Origin of the sequence: Pseudanabaena cinerea FACHB-1277 (assembly GCF_014696345.1) — a bacterium.
Lineage (GTDB): Bacteria > Cyanobacteriota > Cyanobacteriia > Pseudanabaenales > Pseudanabaenaceae > Pseudanabaena > Pseudanabaena cinerea.
The window spans coordinates 61,052-87,509 of sequence record NZ_JACJPY010000004.1 but is presented as its reverse complement, the minus strand read 5'-3'; the positions used below and the strand labels follow the sequence as shown (position 1 = coordinate 87,509).

Genomic DNA, 26,458 nt, shown 5'->3' with positions numbered 1-26,458 from the left:
GCCTCTACGCTAGTTCATTTTGTATAAGTCCTAAGGAATAAAGGCAGCCCATCATTACAACAAAATATTGCAGGTAGCAATTTGTCAAGGATAGCTTGCTACCTGCGATGGTAATTGCTGTAAGGGTTCTTTATTTTCTTGCGTAGCCCTAACTAGATTGGCTATGGCTATAATTGCTAGAAAATTATCAGAAAACACATGAGAATTTTACTAGTTGAGGATGAAGAAGATCTTGGTAAGGCTTTACAAAAAAGATTGAAACAAGAAAAATATATTGTTGACTGGGTGCAAGATGGAGCAGAAGCTTGGAGATATCTTACGAGTCTTGACGTTGAATATGTGTTAGCGATTGTTGATTGGATGTTGCCAAGTTTGTCAGGACTGGAAATATGTAAACGCTTACGATCGCAGGCTAGTTCGCTGCCAGTGTTAATGCTGACGGCAAAGGATCAGATTGAAGATCGGGTGATGGGACTAGATTCGGGAGCAGATGATTATTTAGTTAAACCCTTTGGCATGGTTGAATTAATGGCGCGACTGAGAGCATTGCTACGGCGACCAACTCAAGTGCAGCCAACAATTTTACGGGTAGGGAATTTGATCCTTGATTATGGCAACTCAACTGCGGCGATCGCGAACCAAAATCAAGATCAAAAAGCGATCGCCGCAGATCTTACGCTCACAGCTAAAGAATTTCAACTGCTAGAATACTTTATGCAACATCCCAACCAAATCCTTACTCGCGATCAGATTATGAATCGTCTATGGGAATTTCAATCAGAACCCATTAGCAATGTTGTAGCAGCACAAATTCGTCTATTGAGAAAGAAATTAGCAGAACATAATTGTGATATCGAAATTGAAACGATTTACGGTTTAGGATATCGCTTAAATCCATGAATAGCAACAAAATCTTTTGGGGAGCGCGTTTACAACTTGCGGGTTGGTATGCAGGAGTGATGAGTATCATTTTAACTGTGTCAGGGGTCAGTATCTATCAGGTGATGGCTCATGCTCACTGGCAAGCAGTTGATCGCGAATTAGAGTCGGTCGCTGGCACATTGCATGATAGCTTAGAACCTCTACTGACAGAAAGCGATCGCATTGCTATCAATGTCCAACAAATCCTGCCGAATCTTTGTATTATTGGTGAAGAATGTCAGCCAGAATCTCCCGCAAGGCATATTCTGGGAGCGATTCAACAGGATAGTTTTTACGCATTATTTTTAACTCGTTCAGGTAGATTGATTGCCACAGTCGGCAAACCACCAATAGGGATGATTCCTAAAATTGGACAAGATCCTTGGCAAACAATTGAAGATCGAAAAGGCAACCGCTATCATCAAATCTCTCTTTTACTTAAAAATAATCGTGGAGAGTCATGGGGATATTTGCAAGTAGGGCGATCGCTAGCGGACTATGAACAGCATCTGCAACAATCAAAACTAACCTTGATTATCAGTTTACCGATCGCTTTTTTGATGGTGAGCGTCGCAAGCTGGTATTTGGCAGGTATTGCGATTAAACCAGTTTATTCTTCCTATCGACAAATTCAGCAATTCACTGCTGATGCTGCCCATGAGTTGCGAACTCCCTTGGCTGCTATCCGTGCCACTGTTGAATCTACGCTCAATAGTGATGCTATTTCCGAAGCAGAATCAAGGGATATTCTCCAAACAATCAATCGGCAAACGGTACGTCTTTCAGAACTGGTGCAGGACTTACTTCTACTCTCACGGATGGATCTCCAACTAATTACCCTCCAAAAGCAGACCTGTTGCCTCAATGAAATTGTGGGCGATTTAGTGGAAGAAGTATCATCACTGGCTATCCAGTCAAATATCGATCTCAAGCTAAAAATTCTCCATCATTCTCCAATCTATATCAATGGCAACGAAGATCAACTCTATCGTCTGATTCTCAACGTTTTAATCAATGCGATCGATTACACCCCTGAATATGGCACGGTTGAATTGCTCCTTGATCACATGGATCATCATGCCATGATCCAAATTCAGGATAATGGCATTGGCATAAGTGCCGTTGATTTACCAAATATCTTCGATCGCTTCTATCGAGTAAGTAGCGATCGCTCTCGCAAAAAAGGGGGATCGGGATTAGGGTTGGCGATCGCACAGGCGATCGCTAAAGTTCACAATGGTAATATTCAAGTCAAAAGCGAACTCGGTAAAGGTAGTATTTTCACAATTCAATTAGCTCATAATCCATAAAATTAGGGGGTACAAAGTGATGCAACGTTAATTCTTCAATTCTTCACGGGGAAGACAGTAGGACTTAGTTTTTCATGCTCATTTCATTTTCTTATGAAATACTACACCTTAACAATTCTATGTACTGCTCAAGATATGACTATGTTATCTACTCTATTATTCACTGCACGGGGGCGATTTGTCTCGGCTTTACTGATTTTAGCGGCGACCAGTGCTAACTTGGCGGCTTGCACAGCCAGCAATACTCAAATATCAGCAGAAACCCCTAATCCTGTGGCAATAAAGATCGAAAACCAAGCAGGCAAATCAACACCCATAAACCATTCAGGTGGCATGATGTCCCATGATTCGATGGATTTGGGAGTGGCTGATGCCGAATATGATTTACGATTTATTGATGGCATGACACCCCATCATCAAGGCGCGATCGCCATGGCACAGGATGTCTTAAAAAATTCTCAACGTCCCGAATTACGGAAGTTAGCTAACGAGATTATTGCCGCGCAGGAAAAAGAGATTGCCCAGATGGGGGAATGGCGCAAAGCATGGTATCCCAAGGCTGGAGATAAGTTAGTAATGTGGCATGAAGACATGAAGCACTCCATGGAAATGTCTCCCGAATTTCGGAAGAACATGATGATGACTATGGATTTGGGAAGTGCCGATGCTCAATTTGATTTGCGATTTATCGAAGCGATGATTCCTCACCACGAAGGGGCTTTAGTAATGGCAAAGGATGCGATCGCCAAGTCAAAACGTCCTGAAATTCAGAAACTCGCTCAAGAGATTCTCGACTCTCAAAAGGCTGAAATTGAACAGATGCAAGCATGGCGCAAAGCTTGGTATGGCAAGTAAAAATGTATTAAAGGCAATTTATGAAAAGAATTTATGGCACTTGCCTGAGCTTAGTTTTGTTTGTCAATCCCTTGCTTAATCCTGTGGCAATCCTTGCCCATGCAGGACATGGCGATGAGTTTGGACATGGTGATGCGATCGCTAATCCATCGGCGATTGAAATTGATCAGAGTACAGCTCAAAAAGTGGGCATCAAAGTTGAACCTGTCAGCAAGAAAGCTATGGCGATCGCTATCAAAGCGACGGGGCAGATTGAACCTTTACCCGATGGCAAGGTGAAAGTAACCTCACCGATTAAGGGAACTTTGATTTCTTTGCTAGTGCAACCTGGAGATAAGGTGGAAGCGGGGCAAGTGGTCGCTGTGCTATCTAGCCCTGAACTGACGGATTTGCGGGTGAATGCCCTAGAGAAACAAACTGATGCTGTGGCAAGTGTGCAGGAGGCGATCGCGAATTTACAATTTGCGAAACAGAACTATGGCAATCAACAGCAGATTGTGGAAGCGGAACTGCGTCAAGCGGAAACTGAGCTGAAGATTGATCAGGAACGCTATGATCGCGATCGCGAATTATTGGCAAGTGGGGCGATTTCGCGGCGACAATTCCAAGAATCGGAAAGCCGATTTCTCGCTGCTAAGTCTAGTTTGTCTAAAGCATCAGGTCGTTTGCCATTGCTAGAAGCGGCGGCTCAAGTCACCAAAGCCGAAGCAATGCTAGAAGCAGCCCAATCGAAGGTTGAGTTAAGTGGTTCGGCATATGCCGCCCGTTTACGACAGTTAGATTCTAAGGCTGATGCTGACGGTACGGTAACAATTGTTGCGCCGATTTCAGGTGTGGTTAGCGATCGCGAAGCTACCATTGGCGAAGGTTTTGAAGAGGCAGGTAAACCGATTATGTCGATTGTGAACGATCGCCGCGTTTTTGCCACCGCAAATATTTTTGAAAAGGATATCAATCGCATCAAGATTGGACAAAAGATCAATGTCACTGTCGCAGGAATATCAACCAATTCCCCAACTAATCCAAAGCTTCAAGGCACAATTACCACCATTGGCTCGGTAATTGCAGGGGAACAGCGCGTGATTCCTGTCAAGGCAGAAATCAACAATGCTAATGGACAGCTAAAGGCGGGGATGTTTGCAGAATTAGAACTTCTCACCAGTCAAGCCTTAAATCCTGTCATCGCTATTCCTGCGATCGCAGTAGTAGATATGCAGGGTAAAAAATTAGTCTATGTCCAGAATGGTAAATCCTTTGAACCAACAGAAGTTACTTTGGGTCAAGCATCCGATGGCTTTGTGGAAGTAAAAAGTGGTTTATTTGAGGGCGATCGCATCGTGACTGAGGGAGCGCCTTTGCTTTATGCTCAATCTCTGCGCGGTAATCCTAATAAGGCTACGGTTGCAGAGACTAAAGCAGATAGTACCAGATTGCTATCTCTGCCTTGGTGGAGTTTCCTGATTGCCACAGGTATAGTCGGTATTGCGGTTTATGGGGGCTATTGGCTGGGTAAGCGCAAGAATTTGAGAGTGTAAAGTAAACCTTGTAAAGGCTGGGATGTAAGCTTAGAGATATTCAAGACACACAATTACTAACACCCAAACCAGTGAATATAGGCAAACCACTGCTAAACGAAACCGCACTATTCTAGTCAACGAAGCAAAAACAAAACGCTTCCAAAAAATTTCTTGTGGCTCGTTTCATCGGTAATTACTGTGACTTCGCCTACTCCCTTCCCACCCAAGAAATAGACATATATCGCGGTTTTTACCTTGGTACGGACAGGGTGAAAACCGAAAATAAGAAATATGGATTTGATGGTTTGCAAGCAGTCCTTGATAACTTGCAAACTACAATAAAACCAAGAATTAGCGTTGTGGCGCGAAGCGCCGCAACATCTAGTTTTTCACTGGGAAGGAAATATTCATACAAACAAAAGTTAAGTAAAGTATTGTAAAGTAAAGTATTGTAAAGAAAGTCAAATATAAATACCCTACTTAATAAGATGCAAAATAAAGTTGTTGTCGTTGTCGGTGCAACAGGTGGCATTGGCTCGGCATTGGTTCCGAAGTTGGCAGAATCTGGCGCAAGGCTGGTACTTGTGGCAAGGGATCGCGATAAATTGACGGAACTAGCCCATAGCCTTGAAGATGATTATGATATTGAGGCGATCGCTGTTCCCACAGACATTACCCAATATGCTCAGGTGGAAGCGATGGTGAAAGAGGCGATCGGCAAATTTGGGCAGATAGATATTTTGGTCAATACCGCAGGGGCGGGCGTGATGAAGCAGTTCAATCGCATTGAGCCAGAGGATCTAGAGCGAATGCTGGATCTCAATCTCAAGGGTAACTTTTATACCAGTCAATTGGTAGCCAATGCGATGAAGGATCGTAAGGTTGGACATATTTGTAATGTGATTGGCATTTTGGGTCAGCATCCGATGGCGATGGCATCTGCCTATTGTGCTTCTAAATTTGGGGCGGTAGGTTTTAGTAAATGTATGGCGGATGAAGTGCGGCGCTTTGGCATTAAGGTAACGCTCTTTTATTTTGGTGGCATTGATTCACCATTTTGGGATCAGGTCAGTCTCAAGGTCGATCGCAGCAAGATGTTAACCACTGCATCTGCCGCCAATGCAATTATGTTTGCTCTCACCGCCGATCCGCAGGCAGTACCGATGGAAATCAATATTCAACCTGAGAGCCATCTGTTCATTTAATATTCAGCGCAAAGCACTGAGTTAACCATTTTTCCATCCTGCAAAATAAGAGCCATAAAACAAATAAGCTTAAGGGCAGTTCATGAACTGCCCCTACGTTAGCAGCAGAGTTTTAAGTCAGCGCCAAGCATTTCATATTTTGTTGCGAATTACTGAGAATTGATTTAGATAGCCCAAAATCAAGTTTAATTATTAAATTATTAAAGCACTTTCATCAACTAAGATACCCAAGTACTTTATAGAAGATATTGCTAAAAGGCATACTCTGTAAAGTATTGGAATTTGTGGTTTGGTTTGCAGTTTCACCATCGTTTCCTGTAGAACATCGCCAATACTAAGCAGGAAGGCTTAATTATTTGTAGGATGCGTTAGTGCAACGTAACGCATCAATCGCTTAAAGGAGATGCGTTACGCTATCGCTAACACATCCTACGTTTAATTCCAACAACCTACTTAGGGGAAAAAAATGTCAAAACACTATCTATATATATTGTCACTGTCCCTCACTCTCTTTACCTCAGCGATCGCCCTGAGAGCGACAGAAGTAATTCAATCCCGCACAGTCAAAATACCTAGTCCTGCGGAACTGGCAAAACGTGCTGAGTTCTTAAGTCCCGAAGAAATTTCCCAATTAGAAATTGATGATGTGCTGCGCGATCGCCTTCGTGCCGATCCGCAATGGCGAGAGATTGCGGATGCAGTGCGACAGGAAATAATTATCAAAAAATGGGGAGATTCTGCGCCAGCCAATCCAGTGTGGCAGCGCTATGGCGCAAAGGCTTATCCCCTCTTGAGTTATTATGCTCGCTCCCGCGATCGGGTGCGTCAAGAATATGGGATTGAAGGTATCCGCAGTCTTGGTAAACCCTACACAACCCTCTGGCTGCGGGGGCATATTACCAAAGGGCTGAACTATCCCCAAATCTATGACATTATTCCTTACACATCCTCTAGCGACAAAAGTTGGGAAAAAGAGTTTGGACTGGATGATCCTAAAGTCCGTAGGGAAATTATCGCCCTAGCAAAGGCGAACCTCAAGCCCAAGAGCGATCCGCAATATTATGAGCAGTTCAATTTAGGATTTCTGTCTCAGTTGCTAGGCTATGAGGCGGTCTATGGTAAATCTACATCTCAACCTGATCTATCCCTTGCGGGGTTGCCTAAATGGGTAGAGTTGGAAAAGTTGAATCAACCGACAGCCCCACAGGTAAAAGCAGCGATCGCCTTCTATCGCCAACTGTCCAAGGAGGCGCGATCGCATATTTTGGTGCAGCGTTTGGGCGCAATCAAGGCTGGTCAAATCCATCCCTTTGGGCTAGCCTTTTTCCGAGCGCTTGCCCAAGAAGCGACAATCACTAATAGTGCTGATCCTTTTGAAAAAATTTGGGCGATCGCCGAATTAGAACGTCATGGCGATGCGATCGGCACAAATTTACTCACAGATATCCTCAATGATGATCTTTCGCAACTACATCCCCTCGCCAAAATCGTTAGTTACGAAAATTACGATGAGACAGGCAGCCATGCCTATTACCTGCTATTGGGCATGGTGGAAAAGTATCCCCAATCCAAATTTGCGCGAGCTTGTCGGGAATATGGCGACCTCACAGGACGTTCTTACTTTGATGCTCAAGAGCGCAGCCCAGAGATTCTCACCCGCAATGCTAGGCGATCGCCACAAGACAAGCTGAAGGCTTGGCAAGAATGGCTAGAGCGCTATGACAGTCACTCAGGAGCCGATGATGCCCATTACTTCTTAGGGATTAGCTTGCAGCAAAATAATGACCCTATGGCGGCAATGCGAGTTTGGATCAAGATGATGACTTCACCAATGGGCGATCGCGATGCCATTTATCTCGCCTTCCCCCATGTGCGAACTTTGTTAGATGTGGGATTGTCCATTGAGCAGATGCAATTACTCTTGACAGAAATCAATCAAACAACAATCAATCAAAATCCTGCATCTCCATCTAATGCCAAAGTGCTGGCTCCATTTTTTAACTACGCGATCGCCGTGAACTATGCCCGTAAACACAACTATGAACAGGCGCTCATATTTGCTAACCAAGTCCAAATAGAGGCAATTCCCGATCGCATCCTTGAAGACTATTACCACCCACAGGGCAAATCTTGGGCAGAGGATAATCGGGTGGCGGAGTTTAAACGAGAATCTCAAGCTCTCCTGCAAGAGCAGAAAGGACGGTGGCAACAACTAAGGCAATGGCAATTAGAAAACACACCAACTGCCCAATATCAAATTGCCGCCAGTTGGGCTGGCATTGGTGGCTGGAAAAATGGTTATCTGCCAATCTGGGGTGGTATCCGTGCCTATCTGTTACCCACAGACTGGAATTGTCAACGATGGTGGGTTTGCGATCGCAACCTTCGCCGTAATAGCGACATCCTAGCCGCCTATCAGGGGGGCAGCCAAAATGCGATCGCCCTTTCCCTCTATCAAAATTTGCTAGACAGCAACCAATTCCCTCCCGATCTGCGCGAAAAATCCCTTTATATGGTAGCGATGATCCTCCTAGAGCAGTGGGAAAGTCACACCTTCTCAGAAACTACTAGTATCCATCCCCCCGCAGGCGTGCAATCTAGTTCAAGCTTTCGTCAAACCTTGAAGCCGATTTTTTCTTACCTCGATTATCAAAATCTAGAAACCAACATTGCTCAAGACTATCAAAGACGCATTGACAGCATCATCACCGAACTGCAACTCAAGTTTCCCCAAAGTATTTATACCGATGACCTGCTGTTTTCCAGTTTCTTTCTCAGCGATCGCCGCACCTATCTAGAGCGACTATTAGCCAGCTATCCAAAGAGCGATCGGGCTGCCGAAGCAAAATTTCTCCTAAATCTCAAAAAGGCTCGATAAAAAATTGAGGGACTTTTGAAAGGCTTATTTTACAAGGTTTTCAAAAATCTCTCATATTCTGCTTGGCACCAACGGATGATCAGCGAGAATTCTTTCTAAACTATTGCGAGTTCTCTCAAAACGTGATAGAACGGAATCATGAGTTTATTTCCATCATAAGCAAAACCATGAGGAAAAAACTAATCAAAATCACAAACTATTATTAGCTTTTGGAATTTCCCAATATGACCATAGATTTACCTGTCGCACTACAGCCAGAGAGCTTTAGTGCTTCCTTGATTGCTTTGCAGACCCATTTGCAAGGTTTTCTCGCCGAATATGAAGACAAAGTGGCTCAGGCACGTACCCAACTGGCTCATGTCGAAGCATTGCTAGGAAGCTTGCCTAGTGGCGAACCTGCCCCCAAAGCCAAAAAGAAGGAAGTTGTCGTTCCCGTTGCCGCACCCGTTGCCGCACCCGTTGCCACACCCGTTACAGCACCCGTTGCCGCACCCATTGTTGCCATCCCTCCAGTGGTATCAGCAGAGGTGGCTCCCACTAGAGGTCGCAAACCAAAAGCTGTGGCCACTCCCTCCTTCGTTGCTGCTCCTGAGCCTGTCACTACTGGCAAAGGTAGAGGAAGAGGTCATCGCCGTGGTTCTTTGGCAATGCGTCCAGCCTATGAGGGGCTAACCCTAACAGAAGCGATCGAAAAGGTTTTGAAGGAAAGGCTTGGACAGGCGGTTAATGCTGATGATGTGGTTAATATCCTGTATGGAGAAGTTACTGAGCCAGTGTTTCGGATCGCAAAGGAAAGGGTGACAAAAAACCTTTCTAAGGGCAAGGGTGAAGGTATATGGAATCGTGTTCCTAGTCAATTGGGTTACTACACAATCTCCCTTGCAGATCTCAAGATTATTCCCACTTCAACGATCAAGCGTGGCAGGGCAGCTTCTGTAAAGACAGAAGCTAATAAGGCAGTCAAAGAGCCTAAAGCCCCCAAGGCTCCTAAAACTCCTAAGGCACTCAAGACTCCCAAGGAACCAAAGGTAACGGCTTCAGCACCTAAATATGTAACCGAACCTAAACCAACTAAAGCCTCTAAGGTGAATGCCCGTAAAGCTGAAGATGCCCCCAAATCTGAACAACCTAAGCGCTCTGGTCGGATGAGTTCATTGGTGATGCGCCCACTTTATCATGGTAATACGCTCACCGATGCGATCGAAAAAGTCCTGCAAGAACGCAAAGGTGAATTTGTGAATGCCGATAGTGTGGTCAAGGCTCTGTATGGCGATCTATCGATGGAAAACTTCCGTCAAGCTAAGGATCGCGTGACCAAGAATCTTTCCAAGGGCAAGCTAGATGGCAAGTGGGAGAGAGTTCCTAATCAGCTTGGCTATTACACTTTGTCGATGTCGGCAGTTAAAGCTTAGAAATCATCGCAGAGTACAAAGCGACCAAGCTATTTTATACTCTGCGATTGCAGTACTTTCTTAAAAAAGAGGGGCAGTGCGAAGCGCTGCCCCTCTTTTGGGGGAATTGAAAACCCAACTTTGCAAGGTTTTTTTAATCAAGAAATGGTTATGTCATTTATTAATTTGGTGTAATCTTGTGTATAATCATGATCGCAATATTTGGAGAGATGGCAGAGTGGTCGAATGCGTTCGACTTGAAATCGAATGTTGTGAAAGCAACCGAGGGTTCGAATCCCTCTCTCTCCGTAAAAAGCTTTAAAAGCGTGGCGCAAGCCACGCTTTTAAGGTTTTTGGATATTTATCTTTTTAGCTCACAAGCGTATCCTCACATTCTTGTGCATTGGTATGTGAAGGCGACTGTAAGCAATCATGGGCGGCAACGGGTATGGGGTTAGCAGAGATGGTATGTTGCTGCGGTGAGAGGTCATTATGAATTGGATATTTTTGCTTGAGCCATAGAAAGGCGCGGGGAACGACAAACCATAGTCCTACTAGTATCAAAGCGATGGTGCTTATCTTGACCACCCCTGAGACTAGGGACTCTAGGGGAATAAGTTTACCTGCATAGTAAGCAACACCAGTGGTGGCTAGTCCCCAGACTAATGCCCCTGAAGCATTAAAAAATAAGAATCTTGGGTAAGGCATTCCCGATAAACCTGCCATTGGTCCTGCAAAAATACGAAGGATGGCGACAAATCTGCCAAAAAAAACTGCGCGATCGCCACTTCCGCGAAATTTCTCCCTTGCCAGTTCAATCTCATCGCTGGGCATTCGGAATAGTTTACCAATTTTCTCTAAGGCAGCTAAACCACCCCAACGCCCTAGCCAGTAACCAAGGCTATCGCCCAAGATTGCCCCCGCAACTGCACATAGTAAAACCAGTGAATAGCGTAATTCGTCATTGCCAGCGAGAAAACCGCCAACTAGGGTGATGGTTTCACCTGGTAATGGGATGCCAGCATTTTCCAGCATAATGCCCAAAAATACGATCCAGTATCCATATTGCTGAATCCACTCTTGGATAGTGTCTAGTGAAAAGAACTCAAAGTTCATGAGTTATAGCTCAAAGTTTAATTGGTTAAACGATTTGTGAAAAATTGTTACTTTTTGTATCATTACATTATATAGCGTTTTTCGTTTTGTCTACGGCAAAATGAAAACTCAAAACCCCTGGACCAAGTTAAGGAATGACGTAGCCATTTTTAGTATGCAGTCATTTACAAGTTGACCGCGATCGCATTGACGGGGCAGGCGGTGACACATTGCTCACATACGACACAGCGCGATCGCAAAAAATTGAGTTGAAAGGTTTTAGGATCGAGGGTAAGGGATTCGGTGGGACATACTCCTGTGCATAAGCCACAGTCAACGCAGACCATATCATCAATGACAATTTCGCGACCATGTTGTGAAACCTCAATATCTTGCGATCGCATCCATTCCATCGCCTCTTCCAGTTGATCGATATCTCCTGATAGTTCTAGTACCATTTTGCCGACTTTATTGGGGGCGACTTGGGCGCGAATGATATTGGCGGCAATATTAAAATCCTTGGCGAGTCGATAGGTGATGGGGATACTAATTGCCCGTTTGGGAAAGGTGAGATTAATTCTTTTTTTCATGAGATAGGGGCTTCACAACAGGATGTCACCATAATGGGAGCGGCGGCAAATTATTTGGTTCTTAAAATTGTATCGCCATTACTGACCATTGAAGCGGGGGGAGGATAAAGAGCATTTTTGGAAAGCTGGGCTTTGCTAGGACTGCAAGAAGTCTTCCTCTCATTTCTTGGGTTAGATTTTAATTCAGGGCAAAAAGCTGTTAGACTGTCGATGAATTTTTACTGGCTGCACTGCATTTATCTACACATATGGGCAAGATATTTATTTCCGCAGGTCACAGTGGTTTTGAAGGAGTCTTTCGTGACCTGAACGATGGGGCAGGGGCAATGATGGAAGTTGCGGAGCTGATGGCAACAAGGGATTTGCTGATTGCGGAGTTGCGATCGCGGGGAATAGCGATCGCTGCACCTAGTGATGATTTAAATTTGCAGGAGGCGATCGACTGGATTAATCTGAGGGCAGGTCGCCAAGACATTGCGATTTTGCTTAATGTGGATGTGGTGAAAGTGCCAGAATTGCGCGGGGCAACTGCCTATTACATTACCCACAATGCTTTACGCAAACGTCAGGCAGAAATCATTACCAACGCCCTTACAAAACGGGTTCCCGAAATTGCCAATCGTGGGGCTAAGGCGGATACGATCGCCTGTCTGGGTAGCCTGAGTTTTTGTCGACAGGTTTCGATTCCTTCGGTTGTTTTGGAGCTAAATTTTGCGAATAGTGCATCTGAACGTTTATTAATGCAAACGCGGCGCAGAGACTATGTGATTGGGATTGCCGATGGTTTGCAATCATGGCTCCATGAAACTGCCACAACAATTCCTGTCTTCAGCCCCATGACTCAAGGCAATAAAATAATTACCTATCCAGAGACAAATATTAATCTCAATGGGCAGGGCTATCCTGAACGGGGGATTTTAGTTTCGGGTAATGTATTTGTGCCTGTGGATTTGGTTGATCGTTTGGGCTTCGATCCTAGCCAGATTCCTTTATCTTGTCGAATGCAATATCAAGGTATTGTCTATGTGCAGGCGATCGCTTTGCGTGAGTTAAATACTGCTGTTTCTTGGGATAGCGCCACCCGCACCCTCTATCTCAAAACGCTTTTTAAGGTTTTTGCGGGACAGATCGATCAGATTATGGGTTTGGGCAATGCGTCGGAAGTGCAACTGATGATGTTTCTCAAAAATAATAATGAGGTGTCCTTGATTAATTATGGCGAATTGCCGCTTTTATATCGTGAAGAGGCAGAAATTGAGGGGGTAAATCACGATGTGGCATTCTGTCAAATGTGTGTGGAAACTGACTTTTTGCGGTTTGGGAAGGGGATTGATCCCGCGCAAAACAATTTTGCAAACCTAGGAACAGCGATCGCGATCGCTAATGTGCTGGGGGCAAGCTTTGATAATCAACGCACGGGGGTGAGGGCGCATATCCAGCAACTCAAAGCCTATGCCTGTGCCGCGCCATTGTTTCAACCTGTGGTTGCACCGAGGTTTAATTTGATTGCGCGGGGAACTGCTCCCTATTTAAATCAGTTAACAGGACGGTGGGCGATCGATCCGCTTTATGATCGCAAAATTATCGCTCTCATCCGCCGCCTTTATGAATCCGCAGGTATTTTTTGATTTTTGCAGTCCAAGGGTCTATGCCGCCCACTAAGGGGACGGCATAAGCTTTTGATTTAAACAAAATCTGCGGTCTGTTGCCAATCGCCTGTGAAGACAAAACTGGATAGGGGCTGACGCACACGGGGCGTGGTTTCCTTTTCTTGCAGGTCAATGGGGAGATTACTAACTTCCCCTGCATAGCCGATCGCGATCGCTGCCATTGGTTTCGCCGTATCGGGAATATGGAAGGTGGCGATCGCTTTATCAGCATCAAAACCGCCCATTTGGTGCGCGAATAATCCAAGGGCGGTGGCTTGGCATACTAAATTTGCGGTGGCTTGCCCTGCATCATATTCGCCCCAAGCATTGGGCTTGCCATTGTGCTTAAAGTGCTTTTGGGCGATCGCCAAGATCAATACAGGAGCAGCCTGCGCCCAAGCCACGTTAAAGGGAACTAGGCAATCCAACATTTTTTGATAGTTGATCGTATCGTCTTTGGTTGCCACTATAAATACCCAAGGTTGATCATTAAAACAGGATGCTGACCATCGGGCGGCCTCAAATAATTGGGCTAGTTTTTCAGGTGCAACTAACTTGCTGTCAAAGGCGCGAGGACTCCAGCGATTTGCAAGTAGAGGATGGATGTCATGATCGGTGACTGCTGGCTTTTCCATATTTCTGAATTATTGAACTCGTGGTTTGTAAATGGCGAAATCATTGCTATTTTAACTAAGTTCCTGCTGCAAATATTCCACCACATTGGCGATCGCCACCAAGGTCGCTACTTTAGTTGCCCGATTGACGATTTCCACTTTGCCATCAGCGATCGCCTTGCCTGTGACCACGCGATAGGGAATACCAACCAAGTCAGCATCTTTGAACTTAACGCCAGCGCGTTCATCGCGATCATCTAGCAACACTTCAATTTTGGCAACTTGCAGAGCATGGTAAAGGCTTTCGGCAACTTCTATTTGCTTGGTGTCGGCGATATTGGGAACTGTCACGATCACATGGTAAGGGGCGATCGCCTTATTCCAAATGATGCCATCCTTATCATGGGACTGTTCCACTGCCGCTTGAGCAAGACGGGACACACCTAAGCCATAGCAACCCATTACCAAAGGAAGTTCTTCACCCTGTTCATTGGTGAAAGTGGCTTTCATTGCTTGGGAATATTTGGTTCCCAATTGGAAGATGTGACCAACTTCGATGCCTCTGGCGGTTTGCAGGATTTGCGTGGGATCGTGAAGAGCGCGATCGCCTGCCTGAGCTTTATCGAGATTGACCACCGTTGGCAATGGGAATTCCTTAGCCCAATTTGCACCGACAACGTGATAATCCGCTTCATTGGCTCCAGTTACGAAATTATGTAATTCGGCAACGGTGCGATCGGCTAGGCGTAAAAACTTGGGCGCAAAGTCCTTGACTTGATCGATATAACTATCGGCAAGATCGGGTGCAATGTAACCGAGAGGCAGTTGGGAATGCGCCCATTTTTGTTGCGATTCAGCATCGGCAACTTGCAGGTTAATCACCGCTTTGCCACCATAATTTGCCGCGACTTTAACCAATTCATTCTGCAACTTCACTTCATTGACATCGCGATCGCCACGAATGCTCACCAACACCAACACCGCCATCCCGTTGTCATAGGTGACTTGATAAAGAACCTGCTTCACAACTTGAGTGGGACTGCATTTCAGCATTTTGCACACCGACTCAATCGTATTAGCTTTGGGTGTATGCAATTTCTCAAATTTATCAAAATGGGAAGCAACGGCTTCAGGGGGAATTGATACCGCCTTTTCCACATTGGCGGCATATCTACCATCTTCAGTAAAGAGAATATCATCCTCTCCCGCTTCCGCTAGTACCATAAACTCTTGAGAACCCGAACCACCGATCGCCCCTGAATCTGCTTCCACTGCTCGAAATTTCAAACCGCAGCGATCGAACATTTTGCGATAGGCGCGATCCATGGCGTAGTAAGTTTCCTTAAGACTCTCTTCATTGACATGGAAAGAATAGCCATCCTTCATGATAAATTCGCGACCGCGCATCAATCCAAACCTTGGGCGAATTTCGTCACGGAACTTCGTTTGAATTTGATAGAGATGTTGGGGCAGTTGACGATAGGAACGGATTGCATCCCTCGCGATCGCCGTAATTACTTCCTCATGGGTGGGACCCAAACCCACCTCCCGATTAGCGCGATCGGTCATGGCAAACATGATCCCTTCGGCTTTGGTGTAAGTATCCCAACGTCCCGATTCTTGCCATAGCTCCGCAGGTTGCAACTGCGTCAATAGACATTCCTGCGCCCCCGTTGCATCCATCTCTTCACGCACGATCGCCGAAATCTTTTGCAAGACTCGCCACATCAAGGGCAAATAGGCATACAGACCTGAACCAATACGTCTGATATAACCCGCACGCAAAAGCAATTTGTGGCTTGGCAATTCGGCTTCGGCAGGATCTTCCCGCAGCGTAACCCAGAGCATTTGAGATAGGCGCATATTTCCGAGACGTTCTTTATTACATAGATAAATTCTGTATGTTGATTGTATCAGGTGATTGATGCAAACCTAAAAACCACAAGGCTAACCAAACAGGCAAAAACAGGCAAATGTAGACAAAAGCAGAGCTAGAGCGTAAATCTCCGCAGCGATCGCCAACCCCTATCTTTTAGTTTGGGACTGGGGTGGAGATTGAGGGATTATTCGGTGCATTGGGTTGCTTTTTGACTTTCATGTATGCCTCAACGGTTTGTACCGCTAATGGCGCAGCGATCGCGCTACCACCTCCACCTCCAGCATTTTCGGCAAAGGCTGTCACCACTATCTCAGGCTTCTCATATGGAGCATAGAGGGTAAACCAAGCATGGTTAGGACGTGGTGGATCTTCGGCTGTCCCCGATTTGCCCGCCATCGTGACATCTGCCACACTTAGAGATGAAGCTGTACCAAACTCAAAAACGGCTCTGAGGGATTTTTGGAGTGCAGCTAAATTTGTGGGCGAAATATTTAATGACTGTCGCCATTCCTTCGCATCATTATCCTCTAGCATGAGATGCGGTCTGATCTTAAAACCACCATTGGCGACACTGGCGGTCATCATCCCCACTTGCAACAAATTTGCCTGCACATCTCCCTGACCGATGGACATATTTACCGTATTGCCAATATACCAAGGTTCGCCGATCACCTTTTGTTTCCACGCAGGATCTGGCACAGTGCCTTTAGTTTCCTCAGCCTTTAACTCAATTCCTGAATATTCGCCATAGCCAAACTTATGAGACCATTCGGCTATGTTTTTTTCTCCGATCCGCATTCCCACCTGCCCAAAAAAGGTGTTGCTGCTATAGGCCATTGCTTCATAAAAGCCAATTGTGCCGAAGCCTGCTTTATTGTGATCCCAAAATTGGAAGCCGCCTAGATCTAAGTATGGATAGGTGGGCAGAACATCGTTAGGACTATAGGATTTGCTTTCCAGAGCCGCCGCCATGGTGACAACTTTGAAAGTACTGGCAGGCGGATAAACTTGCAGGACACGGTTCACAAAGGGGTGATCCTTTTCTTGCAACCGTTGCCATGCCGCTTCAGAAATTTTGCCTGAGAAGAGGTTGGGATCAAAGGCAGGATGGCTAACCATTGCCAAGATTTCGCCATTATTAGGGTTCATGGCGACAACTCCCCCTTGGCGATCGCCGAGAATATTTTCCACAGCTTTTTGCAGATCAAGGTCGATGGTAAGCTTCACGGCATTTCCTGCTAAGGGCGGTTTCTGACCTAGAATTCGCAACACCTTCCCAAAGGCATCCACCTCTACCTGCTGCCCTCCCCATTCGCCACGCAGCATTTTTTCAAAGGCATATTCTAGCCCTGCCTTGCCTAGTACATCGCCAGGACGATAGCCTTTTTCGCGCAGTTCTGGCAATTCTTCGGCGGTAATTTCGCCTGTATAGCCCAGTACATGGGCGGCGATGTCCCCATTGGGATAGTATCGGACTGCTTCTGGCTCTACCTGTACACCCGATAGCTCACGGCTATGCTCTAATAGTGCGGTCACGATCTTGGGACTAATGGCTGAGGAAACACGCACGAGATTTGGCGAGTTATAGCCTTCCTGCTCTAGTTTGGCAAGGATCGTTTGTGCGGGGATACCGATGACCTCGGATAGGCGTTGAATAATTGGCTGCCATTTTTCTTTGGGCTGGGCGATCGGCCAGAGATATACCACATGGGCAAGGCGGCTAGAGGCGAGAATATTGCCCTTGCGATCAAATAGGCGACCACGCTCTGGGGGTTTGGCAATCAGCCTGATGCGATTATTTTCGGCTAACTGTTGGTTGCGATCGCCCTCAATTAGTTGCAAGTAAAATAGTCTGCCCCCCAAAAGTCCTAGCAACACCACAACGCTTAGCAAAAATAAAATGGCTGCCCGCATTCCTTTGCCCATCGTGCGGGTGTTTTCTGTGGGATTAAAGGGGGAAGTTTGTCTTTGCGTAAAGGTCATGGCGCTAGGGGAAAGTTATATAAAGTTATTTAGTCGAGATTTTTCGCTAGAATGATATGGAATCCATTGTATGGCGATCATGAGTCTAGTTGATTTCATTGAGTGGCGGGCAAAGATGCAGACGATGGTAGAGCAGTTACCCAAAGGAGTTAAGAGGGCGTGATTGTGACACCTGTTCGTCCAATGGGGCGTAAGTGGAGAAATCTTAGTTTTAGTTCAACGCTCTATCTTGCCCCAGTACTAGATCTATTGGTAAGTGAAGCACCTTTGCTATGGCAGCCAGAGTTGCGTTTGGGGTTGCAAGAGGCTTTGGTGAATGCGGTAAAGCATGGCAACTCTCTAGATCCTTGTAAGCAGATTAACGTCAGTTTTACGAAACTCCACCAAGATTCTACCCAAATATATTGGTGGATCATTCAGGATCAGGGCAGCGATCGCCAAGACGATAGCCCTGAGCATCGCAAGAATGGTGATCCTACGCCTTGTCATGATCTGGAATGTGGTAGAGGTTTTTATATATTACGCAAAATTTTTGAGCAAGTCACTTGGGATTATGAGCGCCATCAATTGACCCTATGCAAGCGCATTGATCCTAAAGCCAAGCCACTCATAGATTAATATAAGAGATTAATATAAAAAATGGCTAAGCCATTTTTTTATTTGGTGTTACTTGATCTTGCTCATTGCTTCGGTGAGGTGAGTGGCGGCGGCTTGGACTGAGGCGATCGCCTTAGTATAGCCAAGACGGGTGGGACCAAGGACAGCGACAGTACCGATGGGCTGGCGATCGCAATGATAGCGACTGGAGATAAAGGTACAGTTTTGCATTGGCTCGATGGAGATCTCAGAACCGATGCTAATGCTGACAGCATGATCGGGGTTGTGGGACTGATCGGCAATCAATGACATCAGGGAGGCGCGATCAGCCTCTAGTAACTGCACAATATTTTGCACCTGTTGGAGATTAGAAAATTCAGGTTGACGCAATAGCTCCGTTAGCCCACTGATAAACATCTGCCCAAGGGCGGTGCGATCGCATAGTCCCATGAGTTGGTTTAAGGATTTCTGAAGTAGCAGAGCATATTGCTGAAATTGGCGATCAAGATCATCCCACTGTAAAGGACTACCAAGGGCAGTCCAATTGCGATCGCGCAGATGGGTATTTAAAAAGTTATTTAAGATGTTTAGCTCCCCTTCTAGAATTTCGGGCTTAATTTCGTGAGGTAGATCTATCGATAGTGATGCAGTGTAGTATGTGTCGCTGACAGCGATCGCCATGATCGTCTGGCAGTCTAGCATCACCAATTGCAGATGTTTGATCCGCATCATTTGCATATTTGGAGCCGTAATCACCGCAATGCAACCACTGAGGGTTGCCAAAAGCTGCGCCACATCACGAAAGATGCGATCGAGGTTGGATGGATTGAGGCGATCGCCCTGCAAAAAACAATGGGCATAGCGGTGAGCTTCACTGGCAGGGTCGATTAGCTCATCGACATAGACGCGGTAGCCTGAGTCAGAGGGAACGCGCCCTGCGGAGGTGTGGGGCTGATAGAGTAACCCACTGCGATCGAGAGTATGCAGCACTTGGCGGATCGTGGCAGGACTGATCCCGAAATCATATTCTGACACCAAAACTTTAGAGCCAACAGGTTCGGCAGTTTGGATATAGTGGTCAATGGTTGCCCAAAGGACTTTTTGTTCTCGATGGGTGAGTTGGGGTTTCATGGGGAAAGTAATCTAAAGTAAAAAGTAAAAAGTAAAAAGTAAAAAGTAAAAAGTGAAAAGTGAAAAGTAAAAAGTAAAAAGTAAAAGGTGAAAGATGAAAGGTGAAAAAAGGTGAAAAGTGAAAATGTATTAATTAAAGGAGTGGAAGAATAAATTGAAGTTAATATACTGAATTTATATATTGCTAAATTTAGTTGCTAAATGTTAAAAGCATAACTACTAGGATACTTAAATCTTGGGATAACATCTTGCCGCTTGATCTAGCTTGATCTAGATTTACGGGGTAATATGTCACGCTGGTATTGTTTCAAGGTTGTTGGTGAACAAATAAGACTCCGAAGTTAGGATCAATAGCCGGCTTGTTTTTGCAATTTTTATCCGATTTTTCGATTCAACAACTTTGAAACAGTACCATGTCTAGTTGTTCACCCAATAAATTTGTTAGGGGCTAGTATATTTTTAAGGCTTATGCAAAATAGCTGCAAAACAGCAAAAACTAGGGGCGGCTCATGAATTGCCCCTAGTCTAGAATCAGGTGAGTCCTATTTGCTAGAAGCTAGCTTGCAAACCAATCCTATAGGTTAAGCCTGGTTGATAAATGCGATTAGTCTTTTCATAGCTATTGTCAGTCAGATTTTCTAGATTCACAGTCAAGGCTAAATTTTTAGACAATGGAACCTTAGCACTAAAATCTAGGCTCAGATAGGCTGGCGAAAAGTCAGTAGCTCTCTGTCCTGCTGTGCCTTGAGCGAAAATAGCCCGTCGAGAGCCACTGTAATAGTTGAAAAATAGATTTGCCTGCCAGCCATTGGACTCATAGCTAACTCCTAACTTACCAACAGAGTAGGGAACTGTAGCTAGTTGTAATCCAACTTCAGAGGCAGTCCTACTGCTAGCAATCTTGGCATCGGTGTAAGTGTAATTGACAAATGATGAGAACTCTGGAGAGATTTTCCATTTAATTCCAGCCTCAACTCCGTTGGTGTTTACCTGTCCCACATTCTCCCATCGTCCTGCGATGATGCCAATGCGATCGCTTAGGCTACTACCAAAATAGGTTAACTGAGCCACCACTGCATCTGCCACACTCAAATCGAAGCCAGCAGTATAGGCAACACCGCGCTCAGGTATGAGGTTGGGATTCGCCAGCCAGTTGTGGACTGTATCGAACACAAAAAGCTGATCTAACCCTGGATTGCGCTGAAGTACAGCAAAGCTATTGCGAAAAGCGAGTTCGGGCGTGATGTTCCATCTTGTGCCGATCGTGGGGTTGAGATAGCTGCCATAGTCGCTGGTGAAATTCTGGCGTAACCCTAGTTCCAATTGGAAATCATCGGTAATTTTCCATGCGTTTAGAGCAAAGAGTGCGACAAGGGAGCGATCGCGATTGACAGTGCCATTAAATCCCACAAGAGCAGGCAGGGAGCTAAGCACATCACCACGGATGGAGTCAGTTTTAACGTCAAATCCCCATGTGAGCTTGTTATTGGCAGCAAGTTGCCATTGATGCTCGACACGACCGCTTAAAGCCCTTGAGTCCAAAGCTCCACTCCGAAAAGCTGTTGCTCCTGTGGGACCGTAGGTGTTGAAAAAGTCCTGATTGAAAGCGATCGTGGTTTTTAAGATGGAATCATCACCTTCGCCCAATTTACTAGTTAAAGTTGCACCAATATTTAACAAATCATGATCGAGGCGATCGCGTTGGAGTGGGAACCCAAAGTAAAGCAATCCACGCCGACTTGCTGACTTATAAGCATCAATGCTAAAGGAATTACGGGCATTAATGGGAGCTTCGACACTGCCATAAAAATTATCAATGCGCGAGTCGCCATTGAAGAGTCTGCCATCAGTAGGATTGCGATTAGCTGCCCCAATCGGCACAGGATAATTATTGTCCGTTGAGAAGCGCTCGTAACCCAAGCGGAAGTTGACACCATCTAGAGTCCCGCCATAGCCAACACGATAGCGTTGATAGCCGTAAGAGCCTAATTCGACATTGGTAGTAGCTTTGAGTGGTTGTGGATCTTTTTTGGTAATTAAATTAATGACACCGCCAAAGGCTTCAGAACCGTAGAGGGTGGCGCTAGTGCCGCCCGTTAATTCCACGCGCTCGATCGCATCAACGGGGATACTATTGAGATCGGTTCCACCGTGATAGGTGCTAACATTGCTACCAAAGGATCTGCCATTAATTTGAAATGTGGATTGGTTAATGGAAAAACCACGCAAAAAAGTCCCTGTATGAATATCTGCACCAAAGCCATAGTCATTGATCGCAAAGCCTGGTAAGCTTCGCAACAGTTCCGCCGCAGTACTAGGATTTTGCTTCTGGATCTCTTCTTTAGGAACGACATATGCGGGGGCAGAGGTGGGGATAAAAGGAGACTTCTTTCCTGTTACTTCAATTTCAATTTCATCACTATCAGGTTCAATTTGAGCAACAGTTTCGGGCTTTGTCGTATGACTAGAGTTTAAGTTGGGTTGCAATAAACTAGCACTTTGTTGGGAAGCCTGCGATCTCAATTCGCCAACGGTCAAAATATGATTGTTATCTGCTTCTAAAGTTGGATCTGCTTTCGCAAGTTCCGCTAGACTAAAAACAGACAGAGCAAAGCTAGGTGCTAAAAATAGCAACTTTATAGATTTCATAGCGATCTCAACTCCTCACAAATTTAGCTACTAGGATCAAAAGCCCTAGAGAGCTGCAAATTAAAAACCCTATTGTTTGATATTGGCAATAGAAATGTCAAAAGACAGGGTGTCAAATAAGTGCATTTTGACTCAGGGCAGCTATTTTTTAGTAGCGATCGCCATTTTTACGCCCTCAATGTTACGAATGCGATCCATGACCGCGATCGCTTTGCCGTGGGAAACATTTTCATCGGCATTAATCACCACAATATTTTGTTTCTCTTTACTCATTAGCGATCGCACCTGCGCCTCTAATTGCTCTAAAGCGATCGATTGACGATTTAAAAAGAGATTGCCTTGAGCATCTAAGGTTACGACAACTTTATTTTGAGTTTGGGTTTTGGTAGTTGCAGCTTGAGGCAAGCTGACGGGTAAACCTTCAGTGCGATTGAGAACGAGGGTTGCGGTAATAAAAAAAGTCAGAATCGCAAACACCACATCGATCATGGGAATGATGTTAATTTGAAAAGGAACTTCAGGTTCTTCAGGGAGTTGCATAATCTTCTTTTAATCTTCTTTTAATCTTATTTTTGCAAACGATGTTCTGGCTCATAATAATAACGGCGGTAGAGTAGTTCCAACTGACCGCCATATTCTTGAATGAGTGCAATTTCCTGCTGATAAAATCCGCGAAATGTGTTAGCAAAAACCAATGTAAAAATTGCAACCACTAGTCCTGCTGCGGTGGAAACTAAAGCTTCACTAATTCCTGCTGTAACGTTGGTGGTACGACTACCGCCAACATCCCCCAAAGTCAGTGAAGCAAAGGAAGTAATTAATCCCAGCACTGTACCTAGTAATCCTAGCAGGGGTGCAAGACTAATAATTGTTTCAAAGGCAGTATTAAAGCGTTTGAGAATTGGTACTTCTGCCTGCGCTTCACTTTCTAGAGCCAGCCGAAACTCTTCGGGATTGGGATACTCTAGTTCCATTGCTGCTAAAAAAATACGAGCGATCGGAAAGTGCAAATTATTTCTTAGTCTGAATAGAGCCGTTTGACGATCGCTTGTATAGATATTCAGAATATCCCTCACCAAACGTCTTTGCTTATGTTTAATTGACCACCAAAATTTGATGCGTTCAGACGCAAGGGCTGCTGCTACAATCGAAAAGGCGCTTAGAGGATACATGACAATCCCCCCCGCAACAAAAATTTTTCCAATATCCATACGTTAAGACTAATAAAAGTGCGCTCAGTTGTAAACTTTGGTTTTTATTGCAATGTAAAGCATTGAAGCTATACCAATTCCCAAAAGTGTGATGACTTTTTTGGGCATTAATCACCATATCGCTTTTTTTGACGCAAAGAAAGTTTGACAGCCTGTCAAACTTGACAGTCTCTAAGCAAAACCCTACATTACAAGCATCACTAGTTTTTCATTATGAATGTCAACAAAGAAAAGCCAGAAATGTCTAACTGCTCTGCCAATAATCTTGCAAATCAACAGCGCGATCGCGAATGGAAAGCACTTCAGATCTTCTTAGCAGTAAGTATCCCTTGTTCCATTGCTTTTCATGTTGTCACATTATCCGCACTACCACAGTTAGGGAGACTTATTGGTGGCTCTTCCAATGGGCAAATAGAGGAATCGCTAGATTGGCAAATTGTTGAAATTGAGGATACTAATGAGCCTGTAGAGACTGATCTACAAACTAAGCAGGAGACATCGCCAGAGGTTGCTGATAGCCTGCGGGAAGCGATCGCCTATGCACCTGTTGCTAATCTTGATCATCCTAGTCAATCTTCGCAAAATGTAGGTAATCTTGCATCTACAGATATCGATCAATCGTTAGACAGCAAAAATCTTGCTGAAGCAGCAAAAGATATTGTCACCGATCCGAGCAAGGTTTTGTCTAGCGCTAATTCTAGTCCGATCAAAGTTGCACCTAATATGCAAAATTTATTTACAGGCCAAGGTTTGGGCAGCTTGACTCCCAATGGCAATAGCAAAAAAAACACAGGAACAGGGCTAGGTAAAACAGGCGATCGCACTGATGGAAGTGCTTCTAGCAATACTTTAGGCAAAATCGGCGCTCCCTTTGGTTTACCAACAGGAAATCCCAACTCCACTAACACAACTAATACGACTAACACAACTAATACTGCTCCTAACCCTGCAAACCCCACTCATAACTCGTCTGGCAAGCAAAGAATTCGTTGTCAAAGCTGTGCAAAGCCTGAATATCCAGTTAATGCCAAAGAGCGTGGTCTAGAAGGTGAAGCCAAGGTTGCTGTTGATGTTGATGCCAACGGCAATGTTATTAATGTGCGTTTAATTAACTCTAGCGGACATCCTGAACTAGATGAAGCAGCAAAACAAGCTGCTAGGAACTGGAAATTTGATCCTTCCCAAAGTGGCAAAGCCGCAATCCCTGCCAAAATCAATTTTCAAATTGAAAACTCAGATTATGCAAGGAGAAATCAGGAGCAAAGAAGGGTGGAACAAGAGCAAGCCGAGCAGAGACGATCTGAACAGCAGGAAAATAAGCCCAATAATTCCAGTAATACTGCCCCAATCAATAATCCTGTAGACTCTGTACAAGATGCAGCCACTCAGACATCTCAGCCGCCAAAAGCTCCTAACCCTGAAGTTGTCGGAGATCCGATCGCTTCGCCTGAACTGATTAAACCTGTGACCATTCCAAATAACTCTCCCAATACTGTTCCTCAAGAATCTTTACAGAATGCCCCCATAGTTAATCCACCAGTTTCCCCAGCACCAGTTGAAACCCCGACAGTAATTCCTAGAACTCCATCTATCCCAGCTACTGAGCCAACTGACTTACAAAGTCAGTAAACTAAAAACTGTCAAAGTCGAGTAAAAATTAGCAAGCTTCAGATTCTAAAACATAGCGCAAGGTTGATAGCCCCTTTTTAATTTGGCGAGAAATCGTTACCGCGCTTACGCCAAACATCTTGGCAACTTCCACCTGTGGCAGGTCTTCGATAAATACGAACTCGACAATTTCCCTAGTGCGCTGCTCTAATTTGCCTAGAGCCTGTTGCAACCTTAATTTATCATCCTGATGCAAAACTTGATTGCTCTTAGGATCAGCAACCAAGTCACCAATGGATGCAGAATCTAATTCCTCAGCACGAACGGGAGCATCTAGACTCAAGGGGGCGCGATTTTGGCAAGCTAGTTTTGTCTCTTGCCATTCCTCAAGGGTGACACCTAATGCCTGCGCTACTTCCCTCGCAGATGGTTCTCGCTGTAAGGTGTTACGGAGTTTTTGCATCACCTTGATTGATTGCTGTTGCAGTTCAAGGCATCGACGGGGAATGCGTACCGATGTACTCTTGTCTCTCATGTAATGTTGAATTTCGCCGCGAATGTAGCGCACGGCAAAGGAGCTAAAGGCATAACCACGATTTAGTTCAAAGCGATCAACCGCGCCAATTAGCCCGATCGCCCCCACTTGCAATAGATCCTCATAAAGTTCTGATTGGCGATCTGCCCAAAAGCGGACTTCTTTTTTAATCAGTCCAATATTCAATTTGACAATGCGATCGCGTAGATAGACTGACCGCATTGGCGAAGGGGACTGATGATATTGCTTGAGTAGTTCGAGGGTTGTGGTTTTATCGGCAACCGAAAACTCGCGCACTTTCAACTCTTGTACTTTAGAAGTCTCGCTAATCTCTGAGAAATGGGTTGCCGTAGTCATGGTTCTGCCCTGAACTAATCAAGTTATTTGTTAGGTTTAGTTAATGATTTGCATGGCTTTTGCATTCAATGTAATTAGATTAGGCGTTTAGGCAGCGATCGTCACCTTTTAGTCTGTTAGGAATTGTCTGGGTTTGGATATGCCTAACAATAAAAAACACCTAACAGGCTGTTAGGTGTTTTCGGTTTAGAGAGAGTCTGCGCTTAGTGCGGACTATTTCTAAGCGGATTGTTCTTCAAGCTGCTCTTTGTGCAGCCAGATCACAGGGGTAGGGACTTTGCCAAACTTGATCTGTACATATTCGCCGCGCAGGTCAGTTACTTCTCCCCATGTTTCAAAAATATAGGATGACCAGCGCGTATCATTTGCCATTGCTTCAGGACTATTTTCTAGCTTCTCCCGAATTGCCTTGACCATTGTGCCTTTTTTGAGTGCCATAGTTTTAATGCCAAATTAATGCCAAATATTGAGTGCTAGTAAGAA

At 45.0% G+C, this 26,458-nt stretch carries 22 protein-coding genes and 1 tRNA gene; 12 read left to right on the top strand and 11 right to left on the bottom strand.

The genetic code is table 11. The features are described from left to right. Positions 1 to 198: 198 nt before the first annotated feature. The 9 genes from rppA (at position 199) to H6F44_RS02340 (ending at position 10,386) form a co-directional block, all read left to right on the top strand. Positions 199 to 900: a two-component system response regulator RppA gene (rppA, locus tag H6F44_RS02380; RefSeq protein WP_190349319.1), complete on the top strand. Its 702-nt coding sequence runs from the start codon at positions 199 to 201 to the stop codon at positions 898 to 900. Further along, complete coding sequence (gene rppB / locus H6F44_RS02375) at positions 897 to 2,231, top strand: two-component system sensor histidine kinase RppB (protein ID WP_190349318.1); 1,335 nt, start codon at positions 897 to 899, stop codon at positions 2,229 to 2,231. Before rppA ends, rppB begins: the two co-directional genes overlap by 4 nt. Positions 2,232 to 2,372: 141 nt before the next feature. Continuing rightward, on the top strand, positions 2,373 to 3,086 hold the full coding sequence (locus H6F44_RS02370) for a DUF305 domain-containing protein (RefSeq protein ID WP_190349317.1): 714 nt from the start codon (positions 2,373 to 2,375) through the stop codon (positions 3,084 to 3,086). Positions 3,087 to 3,106: 20 nt separating this feature from the next. Beyond that, positions 3,107 to 4,621: an efflux RND transporter periplasmic adaptor subunit gene (locus H6F44_RS02365; RefSeq protein ID WP_190349316.1), complete on the top strand. Its 1,515-nt coding sequence runs from the start codon at positions 3,107 to 3,109 to the stop codon at positions 4,619 to 4,621. A 155-nt stretch (positions 4,622 to 4,776) separates the two neighbouring features. Beyond that, complete coding sequence (locus tag H6F44_RS02360) at positions 4,777 to 5,043, top strand: hypothetical protein (RefSeq protein ID WP_190349315.1); 267 nt, start codon at positions 4,777 to 4,779, stop codon at positions 5,041 to 5,043. Between the two features lie 48 nt (positions 5,044 to 5,091). Then, a complete protein-coding gene (locus H6F44_RS02355; RefSeq protein ID WP_190349314.1) occupies positions 5,092 to 5,808 on the top strand; it encodes an SDR family oxidoreductase in 717 nt (238 codons plus the stop codon). 466 nt (positions 5,809 to 6,274) lie between these two features. Beyond that, positions 6,275 to 8,686: a hypothetical protein gene (locus tag H6F44_RS02350; protein ID WP_190349313.1), complete on the top strand. Its 2,412-nt coding sequence runs from the start codon at positions 6,275 to 6,277 to the stop codon at positions 8,684 to 8,686. A 224-nt stretch (positions 8,687 to 8,910) separates the two neighbouring features. Further along, on the top strand, positions 8,911 to 10,098 hold the full coding sequence (locus tag H6F44_RS02345) for a hypothetical protein (protein ID WP_190349312.1): 1,188 nt from the start codon (positions 8,911 to 8,913) through the stop codon (positions 10,096 to 10,098). A 203-nt stretch (positions 10,099 to 10,301) separates the two neighbouring features. After that, positions 10,302 to 10,386, top strand: a tRNA-Ser gene (locus tag H6F44_RS02340). Between the two features lie 60 nt (positions 10,387 to 10,446). On the opposite strand, the gene H6F44_RS02335 is transcribed toward H6F44_RS02340, so the two are convergent. Both H6F44_RS02335 and H6F44_RS02330 read right to left on the bottom strand, forming a co-directional pair. Further along, entirely contained in the window at positions 10,447 to 11,193 is a 747-nt protein-coding gene (locus tag H6F44_RS02335; protein WP_190349311.1) for a DedA family protein, read from the bottom strand. Between the two features lie 164 nt (positions 11,194 to 11,357). Continuing rightward, the gene (locus tag H6F44_RS02330) at positions 11,358 to 11,762 is read right to left on the bottom strand and encodes an NIL domain-containing protein (protein WP_190349310.1); all 405 of its coding nucleotides are present in this window, start codon (positions 11,760 to 11,762) and stop codon (positions 11,358 to 11,360) included. A 248-nt stretch (positions 11,763 to 12,010) separates the two neighbouring features. On the opposite strand from H6F44_RS02330, the gene tftA reads away from it, so the two are divergent. Beyond that, entirely contained in the window at positions 12,011 to 13,390 is a 1,380-nt protein-coding gene (gene tftA, locus H6F44_RS02325) for a hormogonium tapered terminus morphoprotein TftA (protein WP_190349309.1), read from the top strand. Between the two features lie 56 nt (positions 13,391 to 13,446). Here the strand turns inward: tftA and H6F44_RS02320 are convergent, their stop codons facing one another. The 3 genes from H6F44_RS02320 to mrdA form a co-directional block, all read right to left on the bottom strand. Continuing rightward, positions 13,447 to 14,046 carry a nitroreductase family protein gene (locus tag H6F44_RS02320; protein WP_190349308.1) on the bottom strand — a complete coding sequence of 200 codons (600 nt, stop codon included), beginning with the start codon at positions 14,044 to 14,046 and terminating at the stop codon, positions 13,447 to 13,449. Positions 14,047 to 14,097: 51 nt separating this feature from the next. Continuing rightward, on the bottom strand, positions 14,098 to 15,888 hold the full coding sequence (locus tag H6F44_RS02315; protein ID WP_190349307.1) for a proline--tRNA ligase: 1,791 nt from the start codon (positions 15,886 to 15,888) through the stop codon (positions 14,098 to 14,100). A 169-nt stretch (positions 15,889 to 16,057) separates the two neighbouring features. Continuing rightward, positions 16,058 to 17,887, bottom strand: a complete 1,830-nt coding sequence (mrdA, locus tag H6F44_RS02310) for a penicillin-binding protein 2 (protein WP_190349306.1) — start codon at positions 17,885 to 17,887, stop codon at positions 16,058 to 16,060. 159 nt (positions 17,888 to 18,046) lie between these two features. Here mrdA and H6F44_RS02305 point away from each other — a divergent pair, with 159 nt between their 5' ends. After that, a complete protein-coding gene (locus H6F44_RS02305; protein ID WP_190349305.1) occupies positions 18,047 to 18,505 on the top strand; it encodes an ATP-binding protein in 459 nt (152 codons plus the stop codon). A 48-nt stretch (positions 18,506 to 18,553) separates the two neighbouring features. Here H6F44_RS02305 and hrcA read toward each other — a convergent pair whose 3' ends face one another. The 4 genes from hrcA to H6F44_RS02285 form a co-directional block, all read right to left on the bottom strand. Next, positions 18,554 to 19,615 carry a heat-inducible transcriptional repressor HrcA gene (gene hrcA, locus H6F44_RS02300; protein WP_190349304.1) on the bottom strand — a complete coding sequence of 354 codons (1,062 nt, stop codon included), beginning with the start codon at positions 19,613 to 19,615 and terminating at the stop codon, positions 18,554 to 18,556. Positions 19,616 to 20,164: 549 nt separating this feature from the next. After that, complete coding sequence (locus tag H6F44_RS02295) at positions 20,165 to 22,264, bottom strand: TonB-dependent receptor plug domain-containing protein (RefSeq protein ID WP_190349303.1); 2,100 nt, start codon at positions 22,262 to 22,264, stop codon at positions 20,165 to 20,167. Positions 22,265 to 22,405: 141 nt separating this feature from the next. Then, positions 22,406 to 22,804, bottom strand: a complete 399-nt coding sequence (locus H6F44_RS02290) for an ExbD/TolR family protein (RefSeq protein ID WP_190349302.1) — start codon at positions 22,802 to 22,804, stop codon at positions 22,406 to 22,408. Between the two features lie 26 nt (positions 22,805 to 22,830). Further along, entirely contained in the window at positions 22,831 to 23,475 is a 645-nt protein-coding gene (locus H6F44_RS02285; protein ID WP_190349301.1) for a MotA/TolQ/ExbB proton channel family protein, read from the bottom strand. A gap of 213 nt (positions 23,476 to 23,688) precedes the next feature. Here H6F44_RS02285 and H6F44_RS02280 point away from each other — a divergent pair, with 213 nt between their 5' ends. After that, positions 23,689 to 25,104: a TonB family protein gene (locus H6F44_RS02280; RefSeq protein ID WP_190349300.1), complete on the top strand. Its 1,416-nt coding sequence runs from the start codon at positions 23,689 to 23,691 to the stop codon at positions 25,102 to 25,104. Between the two features lie 28 nt (positions 25,105 to 25,132). Here H6F44_RS02280 and H6F44_RS02275 read toward each other — a convergent pair whose 3' ends face one another. Continuing rightward, entirely contained in the window at positions 25,133 to 25,975 is an 843-nt protein-coding gene (locus H6F44_RS02275) for a sigma-70 family RNA polymerase sigma factor (protein WP_190349299.1), read from the bottom strand. A 219-nt stretch (positions 25,976 to 26,194) separates the two neighbouring features. Further along, positions 26,195 to 26,413, bottom strand: coding sequence for an NAD(P)H-quinone oxidoreductase subunit O (gene ndhO, locus H6F44_RS02270; protein ID WP_190349298.1), 219 nt, complete (start codon positions 26,411 to 26,413; stop codon positions 26,195 to 26,197). Positions 26,414 to 26,458 lie beyond the last annotated feature (45 nt).

Coding starts and splice junctions, on each gene's coding strand:
- rppA (WP_190349319.1), top strand. CDS start 199: ATGAGAATTTTACTAGTTGAGGATGAAGAAGATCTTGGTAAGGCTTTA.
- rppB (WP_190349318.1), top strand. CDS start 897: ATGAATAGCAACAAAATCTTTTGGGGAGCGCGTTTACAACTTGCGGGT.
- H6F44_RS02370 (WP_190349317.1), top strand. CDS start 2,373: ATGTTATCTACTCTATTATTCACTGCACGGGGGCGATTTGTCTCGGCT.
- H6F44_RS02365 (WP_190349316.1), top strand. CDS start 3,107: ATGAAAAGAATTTATGGCACTTGCCTGAGCTTAGTTTTGTTTGTCAAT.
- H6F44_RS02355 (WP_190349314.1), top strand. CDS start 5,092: ATGCAAAATAAAGTTGTTGTCGTTGTCGGTGCAACAGGTGGCATTGGC.
- H6F44_RS02350 (WP_190349313.1), top strand. CDS start 6,275: ATGTCAAAACACTATCTATATATATTGTCACTGTCCCTCACTCTCTTT.
- H6F44_RS02345 (WP_190349312.1), top strand. CDS start 8,911: ATGACCATAGATTTACCTGTCGCACTACAGCCAGAGAGCTTTAGTGCT.
- H6F44_RS02335 (WP_190349311.1), bottom strand. CDS start 11,193: ATGAACTTTGAGTTCTTTTCACTAGACACTATCCAAGAGTGGATTCAG.
- H6F44_RS02330 (WP_190349310.1), bottom strand. CDS start 11,762: ATGAAAAAAAGAATTAATCTCACCTTTCCCAAACGGGCAATTAGTATC.
- tftA (WP_190349309.1), top strand. CDS start 12,011: ATGGGCAAGATATTTATTTCCGCAGGTCACAGTGGTTTTGAAGGAGTC.
- H6F44_RS02320 (WP_190349308.1), bottom strand. CDS start 14,046: ATGGAAAAGCCAGCAGTCACCGATCATGACATCCATCCTCTACTTGCA.
- H6F44_RS02315 (WP_190349307.1), bottom strand. CDS start 15,888: ATGCGCCTATCTCAAATGCTCTGGGTTACGCTGCGGGAAGATCCTGCC.
- mrdA (WP_190349306.1), bottom strand. CDS start 17,887: ATGACCTTTACGCAAAGACAAACTTCCCCCTTTAATCCCACAGAAAAC.
- hrcA (WP_190349304.1), bottom strand. CDS start 19,615: ATGAAACCCCAACTCACCCATCGAGAACAAAAAGTCCTTTGGGCAACC.
- H6F44_RS02295 (WP_190349303.1), bottom strand. CDS start 22,264: ATGAAATCTATAAAGTTGCTATTTTTAGCACCTAGCTTTGCTCTGTCT.
- H6F44_RS02290 (WP_190349302.1), bottom strand. CDS start 22,804: ATGCAACTCCCTGAAGAACCTGAAGTTCCTTTTCAAATTAACATCATT.
- H6F44_RS02285 (WP_190349301.1), bottom strand. CDS start 23,475: ATGGATATTGGAAAAATTTTTGTTGCGGGGGGGATTGTCATGTATCCT.
- H6F44_RS02280 (WP_190349300.1), top strand. CDS start 23,689: ATGAATGTCAACAAAGAAAAGCCAGAAATGTCTAACTGCTCTGCCAAT.
- H6F44_RS02275 (WP_190349299.1), bottom strand. CDS start 25,975: ATGACTACGGCAACCCATTTCTCAGAGATTAGCGAGACTTCTAAAGTA.
- ndhO (WP_190349298.1), bottom strand. CDS start 26,413: ATGGCACTCAAAAAAGGCACAATGGTCAAGGCAATTCGGGAGAAGCTA.